Here is a 13055-nt window from a genome sequence, read left to right as displayed (position 1 = left end):
CTGCACAGAACATACCTGCTCTTTTCTTGTTTCCAGATTTTTCTGACCAGAAGATAAATACGGAGTATACTCCAGGAAAAAGGAAAATCGAGTAAATAAAGTGGTTGACCTGAAGTATGCTGAAGGCTTTATGATATAACAAAATATAACACAGAAAAATGGAGGGGAACCATGAGTGGAAATACTTTAAAAAGAACTTTTGGAATGAGGGAAGCGGTGACTATCACAGTGGGCACCGTAGTGGGCGTTGGACTTTTTACAACGGGAGCAAACGTTGTTGGTGATATGGGACCGGCGGTTATACTGGCTACCTTTGTGGCCATGCTGATCAGTATATATCCGGCATTGCTTTATGCAGAGATGGGAGCAGCCCTGCCTTATGCAGGGGGAACCTATAAATATGCTTCTTTAGGGATTGGAAAACCCTTTGGAATGCTTGCAGGATGGAATTTTATTATTTCTCTGGTTGCAGTTACCAGCGGGGAGGCGCTGGCCTTTAGTTTTTACTTTAAAACGCTATTTTCTGCACTAGGTGTGGAACTGCCAATCAGCGACAGGACTTTGGCAACTATTGTTGTTGTTATTTTTATTATTACAAATGTCTTAGGCGTAGAAATGACAGGAAAGCTTCAGAACGGGTTCATGTTTTTCTTCTGGGGAGTAGCTATTATCTGGTTTATAACAATGATTCCCAATGTACAGCTGCCATATTTTCTGGAAATGCCGGAATTTATACAAGGGGAGACTCCTTTAGGATTTGTGGCGGCAGTTAGCATGATCTGGTGGTGTTTTGCGGGATTTGAGACCTGCTGTGCCATGGGAGAAGAAATTAAATATCCTCAGATTAATATCCCCAGGGCTTTATTTTTAGCGCCATTTATTGTATTTGCTGTCAATGCAGCCTTTCAGTGGTTTTTAGTGGGAATTGTTCCTACAGAGGAAATTTCTGCATTATCTACAGCTTCAGCGCCTTTTGCAGAGGCCATGACAAAAGCAGGTATTCTTGGATTTTCGTTGATTCTTTTGGCTGCCGGAATTGCTTTTGGGGGCGATTTTTCTACACTGAATGCAAGTATAGCAGTACCGCCCAGATATTTATTTACTATGGCAAGGGATGGGGCAATGCCTAAAATTTTCGCCAGAATCCACAAAAAATATCAGACACCGTATATTGCAATCCTGACACTTGGCATATTATCCGCGTTTTTGATCGCGTCAAATTCTATGGTATATATTGCTTCCGTCAGCTTATTTGCAGATTTGTTTTATTACGTGATTGGAATCGGCGCGTCTTTTGGTCTTAGGAAAAAACATCCTGAATTAAACCGTCCTTATAAAGCACCGGGGATTATGATTGGAGCGCCAGTCAGCGTGATCATTTATATTGTTATGATAACACAGTTAGAGCGAGAAGCTCTGATAACAGGAGTAGTCTGGTGTGCACTTGGGCTGGTTGTCTACGGTGTATGCCGCAGAATGTACAAAGATGAGGAAAATGAGGAGGAAGCCGGTGTTCTTCAGCCGGAAATTCCTTCTCCGGAAGAAAAGAAGAAAATGGACAGAGAATTTAATATCTGGAAGACAGTTGTGGCAGCAGCAGTTATTATAGTGTTGCTCGCCTATGTAGTTCCTTTTCTTATCTAGTCTGGCGGCGGCAGCTGTCGTATTAATGCAATATTTTTGCTTAATGCGGCAGTTGTTTTTTTATCTTCTTGTATTGGAACTCTTTCTGAAAGGTGCTACAATAGTACCACAACAGAAAAAGGAGCGCAAAAATATGAACAGAGAATTTTTTATGGAAAATCGGAAAGCCCTTTACAGCAAGACAGAAGAGAAAGGGCTCCTTCTTTTATTCAGCGGCCATGCACCCAAGAAAACCAATGATGAAAATTATCCTTTTTTTGCAGACCGCAGTTATATGTATTTTACCGGCGTACACCAGGAAGATACCATACTGATGACAGAGATTTACACCAAGGAAGAGTGGAAAGAAGCTCTTTATATCCTTCCTCCTGACATGTTGGCAGAGCGGTGGACAGGAAGGCGGATCAAGCCGGAGGAGGCAGAAGCACAGTCCGGTATCCAGGAATACAGAAATACAGAGAATTTCCAGAAAGATCTGGAAAACTGTCTGATGAACAAAGGATTTACCACGGTTTATATGGATTTTGGAAAGCTGGAGGCTTCTGAGGCAGATACAGAAAGCTACCGTCTGGCAGCCTGGCTCAGGAAAGAATATCCCTATGTGCAGATTAAAAACCTGAATCCCTGGATCCGTCAGCTCCGCACCATCAAAAAGCCCTGTGAACTGGAGGCTCTCAGGAAGGCGGAATGGGTGACAAAAGAGGGAATTGAGGCTATGATGAGGGCTTCTAGACCGGGAATGTTCGAATATCAGTATAAGGCAGAGTTTGACTATGCCCTTGCCCAGCATGGGATCCTTGCACCGGGATTTCCTTCGATTATATCTGCAGGACAAAATAATTTCTGCATTCACTATTATTCCTACCGGGGACAGGCTCAGGACGGAGATATGATCTTAAACGATGTTGGTTCCGGCTGGGACCTGGAAGTCAATGATATTTCCAGGGCTTTCCCCTGCAACGGGAAATTTACAGAGAAACAGCGGCTTCTCTATGACTGCGCCTACCGGACATCTGAGCATATGTTTGAAATCCTGAAACCGGGAATCCCTATGAAGGACGTGGATTTAATTGCCAGAAAATATAACTATGAGCAGTTAAAGGATATCGGTCTTTGCAAGAGCTATGAAGATATCGGGACCTATATGTGGCATGGGGGAGCCCACCACGTTGGCTTTGATGTTCATGATGCAGTGGCACCGGATCTGATCACGGCACCAGGCATGGTATTCTGTGTGGATATCGGGATTTACTGTGAAGAATGGGGAATCGGCTTCCGTATAGAGGATAACTGTCTGATCACCGAGGATGGCTGCGAAGAGCTTTCTTATATGATTCCGAAAAAGGCAGAGGATATTGAGGCATTTATGGGGAGAAGATAGAAGATGAGAAAGATTATTTTAAGTGCGGACAGCACCTGCGACCTGGGAGATGAGCTGAAGGAAAAATATCAGGTTCATTATTATCCTTTCCATATTATCCTGGAAGGAAAAGATTACCAGGATAATGTAGATATCACGCCGGGAGATATTTTCCAGAGATACTATGAGAAAAAGGTACTGCCCAAGACAGCAGCTATCAATGTGGAAGAATATGTGAACTATTTCCGTCCCTTTGTAGAGCAGGGATATGAAGTGGTACATCTGAATCTGGGAAGCGCCCTGTCAAGCGCCCATCAGAACTGTATGCTGGCGGCCAGGGAACTGAAAGGAGTCTATCCTGTGGACTCTGGAAATCTTTCTACCGGGATCGGCCATCTGGTCCTGGACGCCGGAGAAATGATAAAAGAAGGACTGGGGGCAGAAGAAATCGCCGGGAAACTGAACCAGAGAAAGAATCTGGTCCACTCCAGCTTTATCCTGGATACTTTAAAATTTATGAGCGCCGGGGGACGGTGCAGCAACGTTATGGCTTTAGGCGCCAACTTATTGAATATAAAGCCCTGTATAGAGGTAAATAATAAGGATGGTTCTATGGATGTAGGGAAGAAATACCGCGGTTCCCTGAAAAAAGTCCTGCCTCTTTATGTAAAAGACAAACTTCAGGAATACCAAGGAATCTGTACAGATAAAATTTTTATCACCCATTCCGGCATTGACCAGGAATATATTGAGCTGGTAAAGGAAGCTATCCAGGAGGAAAAAGAGTTCCAGAATATTTATGTGACCAGGGCAAGCTGTACCATTTCCTGTCACTGCGGGCCTAACACCCTTGGAATATTATTTGAGACAAAGGAGTGAGGGAATGAGGATTTTAATCGCAGAGGATGAGAGAGACCTGAATCACATTCTCACAGAACGTCTCCGAAAAGAGCATTACAGTGTGGATGCCTGTTTTGACGGACAGGAGGCTCTGGATTATCTGGAGGGGGCAGAGTACGACGCCCTGATCCTGGACATCATGATGCCGGTCATGGATGGACTGACGGTATTAAAAAAGCTCCGCAGCAGAGGAAACTCTGTCCCTGTGCTCCTGCTTACAGCCAAGGACAGCATAGAAGACCGGGTGAATGGACTGGACGCAGGAGCCAATGATTATCTGGTAAAGCCCTTCGCCTTTGAGGAGCTGCTGGCCAGAATACGGGTTATGCTCAGAAAACCGGCAGATGCCCCCAAGACCTGCTACAGCGTGGGAGATCTGGAAGTACACCTGGATACTCATGAAGTATACAGAGGAGGAAAGCAGATCACCCTTTCCGGAAAGGAATTTTCTCTGCTGAGATACATGGTGCAGAATCCGGGTATTGTCCTTTCCAGAGACAAGCTGGAGCAGCATATCTGGAACTATGACTTTACAGGAGGATCTAATGTGATCGATGTGTATATCCGGTATCTGAGAAAGAAGATTGATGAGGGACACGATAAGAAATTAATCCATACTGTCAGGGGAGCCGGCTATGTATTAAAGGAGCAGGAATGAAAAGATGGTCCTTAAAAGTTAAACTTACCGTTTTATATACCTTTTTTATGACACTGGTCACCTGTGTTGCCTTGGGAGTCCTTTTTTCTCTCAGCAGCCAGGAGCTGCTGTCCTCAGTCCAGTCTGACCTGCGGCAGCAGGTAGAAGAAAGCCTGGAGGATGTGGAGGCAGAAGAGGGCTGGCTGAATGTGGACAATGATTTCTATGATCTGGAAGACAGTGTCTATCTTTCCCTTTACAGTGAACAGGGAGAGTTTCTCTACGGCAGGCTTCCCTATGGATACAATGCTGGGGCGGAGTTTATGAACGGTCAGATCCAGACGATCCGGGATGATCAGGAGGAATGGTACATTTATGATGTGAGCCACAGGATAGAAGGTTACGGAACCGTATATTTCCGGGGGATTACTTCTGTTACCAGGGCAGAAAACAGTATTGCTATTACTATTCGGCTCGCAGTGATCATTCTTCCCCTGCTGGTAATTTTGACGGGTATTATAGGATACCGTTTCACCAGAAGGACTCTTCTGCCCGTTCAGAAGATAACGGAAACCGTCAAGAAGATCCGGAAGGACGAGGATCTGTCTCAGAGAGTGGGCTTAGGAAATGGAAAGGATGAAATCTATCAGCTTTCCGAGACCTTTGATCAGATGCTGGAAGAGCTGGAGGAAACTTTTAAAAGGGAGCAGCAGTTTACTTCTGATGTATCCCATGAACTGAGAACTCCGGTGACAGTAATCCTGGCCCAGTGCGAGGCCATGCTTCAGGACCCGGTATTTACGTCAGGGCAGAAGGAACAGGTGAAAGTCATTGAACAGAAAGCCCGGTCTATGGCCAGGATGATCTCTCAGCTTCTCCTGCTTTCCAGGGCAGACCAGGGAAGGCAGCAGGTACAGAAGGAACGTCTGAACCTTAGCGAACTGACTCAGATGATCGCTGAAGAACAGGAAATCCTTGCCAGAGAAAAAGAGATTCAGGTCCTTGCTGAGATTCAGCCAGATATTTACGCCCAGGCAGATGAAAGCCTTTATATCCGTATGCTGGATAATCTGATCTCCAATGCTGTGAATTATGGAAAAAAGGGCGGATATGTAAAAGTCCTTCTTTTAGAAAAGGAAAATATGGTAAAGGGCGTTGTAGAGGACAATGGGAAGGGAATTCCCCAGGAAAGTCTGCCCAGGATCTGGGAACGCTTTTACAGAGTGGATACTTCCAGAACAGACCAGGAACATTCCGGTCTGGGCCTTTCTATGGTAAAATGGATTGTCCAGGCCCATGGGGGAGAAATTACCGTGGAGAGCCAGGAAGGCCGGGGAAGCAGGTTTATTTTTCAGATTCCGGAAGATTAAAAAAATAAATTTTTTTTAATCTGGTTTTAATCTTTCTGTTTTATAGTAATACTAACAAAAGAAAAACAGAAAGGGGAAATGAAAAATGATGAAAAAATATATAGTATTAACAGCACTCACACTTACACTTACAGGAGGACTTCTGGCAGGATGCGGCAGCGGCAATGATATCGGACAGGATGCGGCAAAGGAAGCGGCTTTCGCCGATGCCCAGGTCTCTGAGGATGATACCAGCAGACTGAGAGTAAGCAAGGACAGAGACGACGGAAGAAGTATTTACGAGGTAGAATTTACTGTAGGAAATACAGAATACAATTATGATATCGATGCTTCTGACGGATCTATCCTTACCACAGAAACAGAGGAAGTCCAGGGAAGTGCTAGTACTGCCCAGAGCGGAACACAGAACAGTACTACCCAGACACAGGATGACAGTCAGGACGCAGCCGCTCAGCAGGGACAGGAGACTGCCCAGAGTACTGACACACAGACAGATCAGACCCAGGCTGGGCAGAGCGCACAAAATACTCAGAATGGACAGAACAGCGGAGGTGCTGCTAATGTAGCAGTTAGTGAGGCAGATGCCAGAGCCGCAGCCCTTGAGAGAGTGTCTGGAGCCACAGACAGCGACATTAGAATGGAACTGGATTATGATGACGGCCAGTATATCTACGAAGGCGACATTATCTACAATGGTAAAGAGTACGAGTTTGAAATTGACGCCAATACAGGAAACTTCTTAAAGTGGAGCGAAGAGAGAGATTAAAAATTCGATTTCAACAGGAAAAACCCTGAGGAACTTCCAGCTGTGCAGGATACGGCGAGAAGACCTCAGGGTCTTTTTAAAGTTGATTGTAAACCATTTAAAAACCAGTGGTTGACAATATAAATAAAAAGGTGATACACTATCAGACAGAAAGTGAGGAAAAGTGTATGGCTGAAATGGTAAGACAAAAAACGAAAACCTATGACCTGGTCTATATAAGTATCTTTGTTGTGCTCATAGCAATCTGTTCCTGGATCTCCATACCGCTGACTGTGCCAGTGACCCTTCAGACCTTTGGGGTATTTATGGCAGTGGGACTTCTTGGCGGAAAAAGAGGAACCCTGGCGGTACTGGTCTATATTCTCATGGGAACCCTGGGCATTCCGGTCTTTTCAGGATTTACAGGCGGTATCGGCATAATAGCCGGAACCACAGGAGGATACATAGTGGGATTCCTTTTTTCAGCTCTGCTGATGTGGGGAATGGAAAAAGCTTTTGGAAGAAGCACAGCTGTATTGGCCCTGTCCATGGTCCTGGGTCTGGTTCTCTGCTATGCAGTAGGGACGCTGTGGTTTATGGCAGTATACGGAGCTTCTTCAGGAGCCATAGGTATCCTTACCGTTCTGGGATGGTGTGTATTTCCTTTTATTATTCCTGATGTGGCCAAAATTGTTTTGGCTCTTATATTGACCAGAAGACTGTCGGGAGTGATACAGAGATGAAAGAGCCTTTAAAACTTCGGGCCCATCACGGTATGTGCCTGGCCTTTTTTGAAGGAAAAGGATACAGCAGTGCTTTTACAGAAAACATGGGAAAAGTTCTGGAAGAGATGGAGGAGGACACGCCTTTGGAGCTGTGCCGGGAGAAAGATATTATATGCAGCGCCTGCCCAAACCTGGAAGAGGGAGTCTGCATTACCGGAGAAAAGGTAAAAGCCTATGACGAGAAAGTGCTGAAAGCCTGCGGACTTCAGCAAGGCAGCAGACTTACTTGGCAGGAATTTTCAAATGCAGTGAAGCACAATATAATAGAAGCAGGAAAAAGAAAAGACATCTGCGGCGACTGCAGCTGGACAGAAATCTGTTCCAGGAAGGAACAGATTGAAAATGGTTGTGCCGGCACACCAGAGCAAAAATAAAGGCAGGAGATATTCTGTAATAGCCGGATAGGGAATCTCTATTTACAGAATATCTCCTGCCTTTTCGCTTTTCAATTTTATCTGGTGCCGTAATCCTGGTCGATACAGATCACTCCATAGAAATTTCCAGGCAGATTGTGAATTTTGGATAAAAGGGCCTTTTCCACTTCACCAGGGGTCATGGGGCAGTTATAAGGAACCACCACATCGAAAATAAGGTTGGTATGGGAAGGGCCGGTTACCATGCGGAAGTCATGCATTTTCAGCTCCGGATCCAGCTCATTGAGAAGCTGATTCATTTTATCCCGCATTTGATTGGAAAAATCATCATCTGTCACCACTGGGTCCATATGTATGGTGGCAGTACAGTTCAGGCGCTGCTTCAGCTCCCGCTCAATGTTGTCGATCTCATCATGGATCTTCAGTATATCCCCTTTAGCAGACACTTCTGCATGAAGGGAAATGATCAGATTTCCCGGACCGTAGTCATGGACCAGCAGGTCATGAATCCCCAGCACAGAGGGATGAGCGTTTACAATGCCCATGATCTGCTGCACCAGCTCTTTTGTGGGAGGCTGGCCCAGCAGGGGATCCACAGTTTCCTTCATGGCGGTAATGCCTGTATAGAAAATAAAAAGTCCTACCAGGATCCCGCACCAGCCATCCAGGTTAAAGTCTGTAAACAGGCTGGCAATAGTTACCAGAAAAACAAAAAAGGTAGAGATCATGTCGCTGAAGCTGTCGGCGGCAGTGGCTGCCATGGCTGCACTGTTCAGTTTCTTTCCCAGTTTTTTATTGTAATAAGACATATAAAATTTTACCAGGATAGAGGCTGCCAGGATCACCAGGATCAGAGGACTGCATTCTATGGCTTCTGGATGAAGGATTTTTTCTATAGAAGTCTTTACCAGCTCAAAAGCCATGATCAGTACAGCAGCGGCTACAAAAAGCCCTGAGAGATACTCAATCCTGCCGTGACCGAAGGGATGCTGAGAATCCGGCCTCTGTCCCGCCATTTTAAATCCGATGAGAGTGATAAAAGAAGAACCTGCATCAGACAGATTGTTTACTGCATCAGCAGTTATGGCAATGGAGCCGCTTAAGATTCCGGCAAAAAATTTTCCTATGAAGAGAAGTATGTTCAGCCCGATCCCCACAGAGCCGCAGAGCATGCCATAGGCCTGACGGACCTGGGGAGAGGATGTATTTTTGTAGTCTTTAATGAACATTCTGGCAAGGAATGATATCATAAAAACACCTCCGTTTTGGTCATTGGATATTATTCTATAATAAAAGAGAATTTGGTGCAAGAGAAAGATGGCAATATATTGGAAATCGGAGAAAAATGTGGTACACTAATAAGAAAGTATGATAAATGGAGGAACAAGATTATGAGAGCTGAATTTGATGAAACACTGGTTACAGGAAATGATATGATTGATTCTCAGCATAAAGAACTTATTGACAGAATTAATCAGCTTCTGGAAAGCTGTGAGGACGGTCAGGGCAAGGTAAAAGCAGTAAAAATGCTGGATTACCTGCTGGACTATACAGTCTTCCACTTTGAGGCAGAAGAGAAGCTTCAGGAAGAGATCCAGTATCCGGGCATTAAAGAACATAAAGAAAAACATCAGGAGTTTAAACAGGCAGTAAAAGAGCTGCAGGAAATGCTGGAAGAGGAAGAAGGTCCTACAGAGGCATTTGTATCTCAGGTACAGAAAAATGTAGTGGACTGGCTTTACGACCATATCAAAGGCTTTGACCGTTCTGTGGCAGAATACAAATTCATGGCTTCCAACACAGACAGACTGTAAGGAGAGAGGCTATGCTGCTATTTGTTGAATATCCTAAATGCAGTACCTGCCAGAAAGCAAAAAAATGGCTGACAGAGCAGGGACTGGAGTTTCAGGACAGACATATTGTAGAGGAGAATCCCACAAGAGAAGAACTGGAGAACTGGTATAAGCGAAGCGGCCTTCCTCTGAAAAGGTTTTTTAATACCAGCGGAAATAAATACAAAGAACTTCACTTAAAGGATAAGCTGCCTACTATGACTGAGGAGGAACAGCTGGAGCTTTTGGCTACAGACGGAATGTTGGTGAAACGTCCAGTTTTGGCAGGCGAGGACTTTGTTGTCACAGGCTTTAAGGAGAAAGAGTGGAGAGAAAAGCTGGGAATGCCTTCAGAATAGAAAATTCAATATTATAACCAGGGAGTCTGAAAACAGGCTGCTGCACTATCTGGAGTTTACACATTTTGTGCGGCAGCCTGTTTCTTGCTTTCTGTGTAATACATACCCTCAGTGCATAAGGAGGTTTTGCTCCTTGCACAGGGAGAAAACAGGGCGGAAGAGATATATGCTGAGAGAATTATTAGACAATGTAAGAGAGAAAGCTCCTCTGATACAGAATATTACCAATTATGTCACAGCAAATGACTGTGCCAATATAACGCTGGCCTGCGGGGCATCTCCTATTATGTCTGACTGTAAGGAGGAGGCCGAGGATATGTCCCGGATCTGCTGGGGTCTGAATATCAATATGGGAACTTTAAATCCCCGGAAGGCTGAGACCATGGTCCTGGCAGGCCGCTGCTACAATGAAAAAAACAAACCAGTGATCCTGGACCCTGTAGGCGTGGGAGCTTCCGGATACAGAAAAGCTCTTGCGGCAGAACTTATGAAGAATATAAAGTTCCAGGCCATTAAAGGAAATATTTCGGAAATCCGGAGTCTTATCACAGGAGGAACAGGAAGCCGGGGTGTAGATGCGGACCAGGGAGAGGCTGTGACGGAAGTAAATCTGAAAAGCTATATAGAAATGGCTCAGGATTTCGCAAAAGAGACTGGTGCAGTGATCCTGATCACCGGGGCCATAGACATTGCGGCAGACTCTTCTCGGGCCTTTGCAGTCCGCGGGGGACATGAGACCATGTCCCGGATCACAGGCTGCGGCTGTATGCTGGGATCTCTCCTTGCCGCCTTTGAGGGGGCAAATCCGGAAAAATCTTTGGAGGCCGCAGCAGCCGCTGCTGCAGCTATGAGTCTGTGCGGAGAGAGGGCCTGCAGGCGTATGGTGAAAGAACAGGCAGGAAATGCCTCCTGCCGTACCTGGCTTATTGATGAGATGTACAAGCTTTCAGGAGAGGAACTTGAGAAAGGAGCAGACTATGAATTGTACGAAAAAGGACATGTTGTTATATGCCGTCACTGACCGTTCCTGGACAGGAGAGAAGACTTTGATGGAACAGGTGAAGGAAGCTCTGGATGGAGGGATTACCTTCCTTCAGCTGCGGGAGAAGCATCTGGGAGAAGAGGAACTTTTAAGGGAAGCCAAAGACATGAAGGCCCTGGCTGCAGCTTATCATGTGCCCTTTATTATCAATGATAATGTAGAACTGGCTCTGGCCATAGATGCTGACGGCGTCCATGTGGGACAGGAAGATATGGAAGCAGGAAAGGTCCGGGAAAAACTGGGACCAGATAAGATTATTGGTGTCTCCGCCCATTCTGTGGAAGAAGCTATAGAAGCAGAGAAAAATGGAGCCGATTATCTGGGAGCAGGAGCAGTCTTTTCCACCTCTACCAAGGAAGACGCAGGGGCTCTTTCCAGAGAAACCCTGGAGGCCATCTGCCGCAGCGTGTCCATACCGGTTGTGGCTATCGGCGGAGTTAAAGAGGAGAATATTTCCACTTTGAAAGGGACAGGGATTTCCGGGGCTGCCATTGTTTCCGGAATCTTTGCTCAGGAAAATATCAGAGAGGCCTGTGTCCGGCTGAGAAGCCTGCTCAGGGAAGTGGTGGAAGAATGAAAAATACAGAGATACAGGGAGCTATTTTTGACGTGGACGGAACCCTGCTGGATTCTATGGGGTACTGGGAACATTTAGGAGATGAGTACCTTATGTCCCGGCAGCTTCAGCCCCCGGAAAATCTGGCAAATCTCCTGGCTTCCATGACCCTTTTGGAGGCGGCAGAGTATTTCAGAGAGCGGTATGGACTTAAGGAAGATGCTGAAGAAATGATAAGAGACTTTGACAGGCTTATGGCAGTGCATTACCAGCAGGACATTCCGGAGAAAGAAGGCGTGCGGCAGGTGCTTGAGGAGCTGAAGGAAAGGGAGATTCCCATGTATATTGCCACAGCTACCCAGCGGCCACTGGTAGAAGCAGCCCTTGTCAGAACCGGATTATATGGCTATTTTCAGGGAATGATCACCTGCCAGGAAGCAGGAAAAAGCAAAAGAGAGCCTCTGATCTATCAGATTGCCAGAGAAAAGCTGGGCACAGATAAAGAAAAAACAGCGGTATTTGAAGACGCAGTGTTTGCGGCCAGGACCGCCAAAAAAGAGGGATTTTTTCTGGTAGGCATCTATGATGTCTGGGAGCCGGAACAGGAACTGCTGAAGAAAACAGCAGATATTTATTTAAAGACATGGAGTGAATGGAAATGAAAAAAGTATTAAGTATTGCAGGTTCGGATTCCAGCGGAGGGGCAGGGATCCAGGCAGATATTAAGACCATAACTGCCCATAAAATGTATGCCATGACGGCGATCACTGCCCTTACGGCCCAGAATACTACAGGAGTATACGGAGTGGAGGAAGCTTCTCCGGAGTTTGTGGGAAAACAGCTGGACTGTATTTTTCAGGATATTATTCCCGATGCAGTAAAGATCGGCATGGTATCCAATCAGGAAATTATAAAGGTAATCGGAGCCAAGCTGAGAGAGTATAAAGCAGAAAATATTGTGATCGACCCGGTGATGGTAGCCACCAGCGGCAGCGCCCTTATGGTGGAAGGAGCAGGAAAAACTCTGGTGGAAGAACTCTTTCCTTTAGGAAGTATATTGACCCCGAATATTCCGGAAGCGGAAGCCCTTTCGGGAACAGAAATTAAAAGCAGACAGGATATGGAAGAAGCGGCCAGAATCATCAGTTCTTTTACTGGCGGAGCAGTCCTTGTAAAGGGAGGCCATCTTACAGACCGGGCAGATGACCTTCTTTATGAACAGGGAAAATCTACCTGGCTGTCAGGGGAGAGAGTAGAGAATCCAAATACCCACGGCACCGGCTGCACTCTTTCCTCTGCCATTGCCTGCGGTCTGGCAGCAGGCAAAAGTCTGGAAGACAGCGTAAGAGAGGCCAAAGCATATATTACAGGCGCGCTGAAAGCCGGATTAAATCTGGGTCAGGGAAGCGGGCCGCTGGATCATATGTGGGAGATAGATTTCTGATGGCAGA

At 45.9% G+C, this 13055-nt stretch carries 15 protein-coding genes; 14 read left to right on the top strand and 1 reads right to left on the bottom strand.

Annotated elements, in window-relative coordinates; genetic code table 11:
- Positions 1-171: 171 nt before the first annotated feature.
- The 8 genes from B5G00_RS08515 (at position 172) to B5G00_RS08480 (ending at position 7815) form a co-directional block, all read left to right on the top strand.
- A complete protein-coding gene (locus B5G00_RS08515) occupies positions 172-1644 on the top strand; it encodes an APC family permease (protein WP_206423784.1) in 1473 nt (490 codons plus the stop codon).
- Positions 1645-1777: 133 nt separating this feature from the next.
- Positions 1778-3025 carry an aminopeptidase P N-terminal domain-containing protein gene (locus tag B5G00_RS08510; RefSeq protein WP_158229635.1) on the top strand — a complete coding sequence of 416 codons (1248 nt, stop codon included), beginning with the start codon at positions 1778-1780 and terminating at the stop codon, positions 3023-3025.
- 3 nt (positions 3026-3028) lie between these two features.
- The gene (locus tag B5G00_RS08505) at positions 3029-3883 is read left to right on the top strand and encodes a DegV family protein (protein WP_087271405.1); all 855 of its coding nucleotides are present in this window, start codon (positions 3029-3031) and stop codon (positions 3881-3883) included.
- 4 nt (positions 3884-3887) lie between these two features.
- Positions 3888-4562: a response regulator transcription factor gene (locus B5G00_RS08500; RefSeq protein WP_087271403.1), complete on the top strand. Its 675-nt coding sequence runs from the start codon at positions 3888-3890 to the stop codon at positions 4560-4562.
- Positions 4559-5911 (top strand): sensor histidine kinase, encoded by a 1353-nt coding sequence (locus tag B5G00_RS08495; RefSeq protein WP_087271399.1) that lies wholly within the window; start codon positions 4559-4561, stop codon positions 5909-5911. The genes B5G00_RS08500 and B5G00_RS08495 overlap by 4 nt, the downstream gene beginning before the upstream one ends.
- Before the next feature lie 85 nt (positions 5912-5996).
- On the top strand, positions 5997-6677 hold the full coding sequence (locus B5G00_RS08490; RefSeq protein ID WP_087271396.1) for a PepSY domain-containing protein: 681 nt from the start codon (positions 5997-5999) through the stop codon (positions 6675-6677).
- A gap of 167 nt (positions 6678-6844) precedes the next feature.
- Positions 6845-7399, top strand: a complete 555-nt coding sequence (locus B5G00_RS08485) for a biotin transporter BioY (protein WP_191386370.1) — start codon at positions 6845-6847, stop codon at positions 7397-7399.
- Positions 7396-7815, top strand: a complete 420-nt coding sequence (locus B5G00_RS08480) for a DUF1284 domain-containing protein (RefSeq protein ID WP_087271393.1) — start codon at positions 7396-7398, stop codon at positions 7813-7815. The genes B5G00_RS08485 and B5G00_RS08480 overlap by 4 nt, the downstream gene beginning before the upstream one ends.
- 77 nt (positions 7816-7892) lie before the next feature.
- Here the strand turns inward: B5G00_RS08480 and B5G00_RS08475 are convergent, their stop codons facing one another.
- Complete coding sequence (locus B5G00_RS08475; RefSeq protein WP_087271390.1) at positions 7893-9065, bottom strand: cation diffusion facilitator family transporter; 1173 nt, start codon at positions 9063-9065, stop codon at positions 7893-7895.
- Between the two features lie 141 nt (positions 9066-9206).
- Between B5G00_RS08475 and B5G00_RS08470 the strand changes: the two genes are divergently transcribed.
- From B5G00_RS08470 to thiD, 6 genes are all read left to right on the top strand, one after another.
- The gene (locus tag B5G00_RS08470; RefSeq protein WP_087271387.1) at positions 9207-9629 is read left to right on the top strand and encodes a bacteriohemerythrin; all 423 of its coding nucleotides are present in this window, start codon (positions 9207-9209) and stop codon (positions 9627-9629) included.
- A gap of 11 nt (positions 9630-9640) precedes the next feature.
- Positions 9641-10006, top strand: a complete 366-nt coding sequence (locus tag B5G00_RS08465) for an arsenate reductase family protein (protein WP_087271384.1) — start codon at positions 9641-9643, stop codon at positions 10004-10006.
- Positions 10007-10172: 166 nt separating this feature from the next.
- On the top strand, positions 10173-11027 hold the full coding sequence (gene thiM / locus B5G00_RS08460) for a hydroxyethylthiazole kinase (RefSeq protein ID WP_087271531.1): 855 nt from the start codon (positions 10173-10175) through the stop codon (positions 11025-11027).
- Positions 10984-11625 (top strand): thiamine phosphate synthase, encoded by a 642-nt coding sequence (gene thiE, locus B5G00_RS08455; RefSeq protein WP_087271381.1) that lies wholly within the window; start codon positions 10984-10986, stop codon positions 11623-11625. The genes thiM and thiE overlap by 44 nt, the downstream gene beginning before the upstream one ends.
- Positions 11622-12266 (top strand): HAD family hydrolase, encoded by a 645-nt coding sequence (locus B5G00_RS08450; protein WP_087271380.1) that lies wholly within the window; start codon positions 11622-11624, stop codon positions 12264-12266. The genes thiE and B5G00_RS08450 overlap by 4 nt, the downstream gene beginning before the upstream one ends.
- A complete protein-coding gene (gene thiD, locus B5G00_RS08445; RefSeq protein WP_087271377.1) occupies positions 12263-13048 on the top strand; it encodes a bifunctional hydroxymethylpyrimidine kinase/phosphomethylpyrimidine kinase in 786 nt (261 codons plus the stop codon). The genes B5G00_RS08450 and thiD overlap by 4 nt, the downstream gene beginning before the upstream one ends.
- Positions 13049-13055: the final 7 nt, after the last annotated feature.

Origin of the sequence: Blautia sp. An46, assembly GCF_002161645.1 — a bacterium.
In the GTDB taxonomy this organism is placed as follows: Bacteria; Bacillota; Clostridia; order Lachnospirales; family Lachnospiraceae; genus Blautia; species Blautia ornithocaccae.
This window is presented reverse-complemented; position numbering and strand designations above follow the sequence as displayed.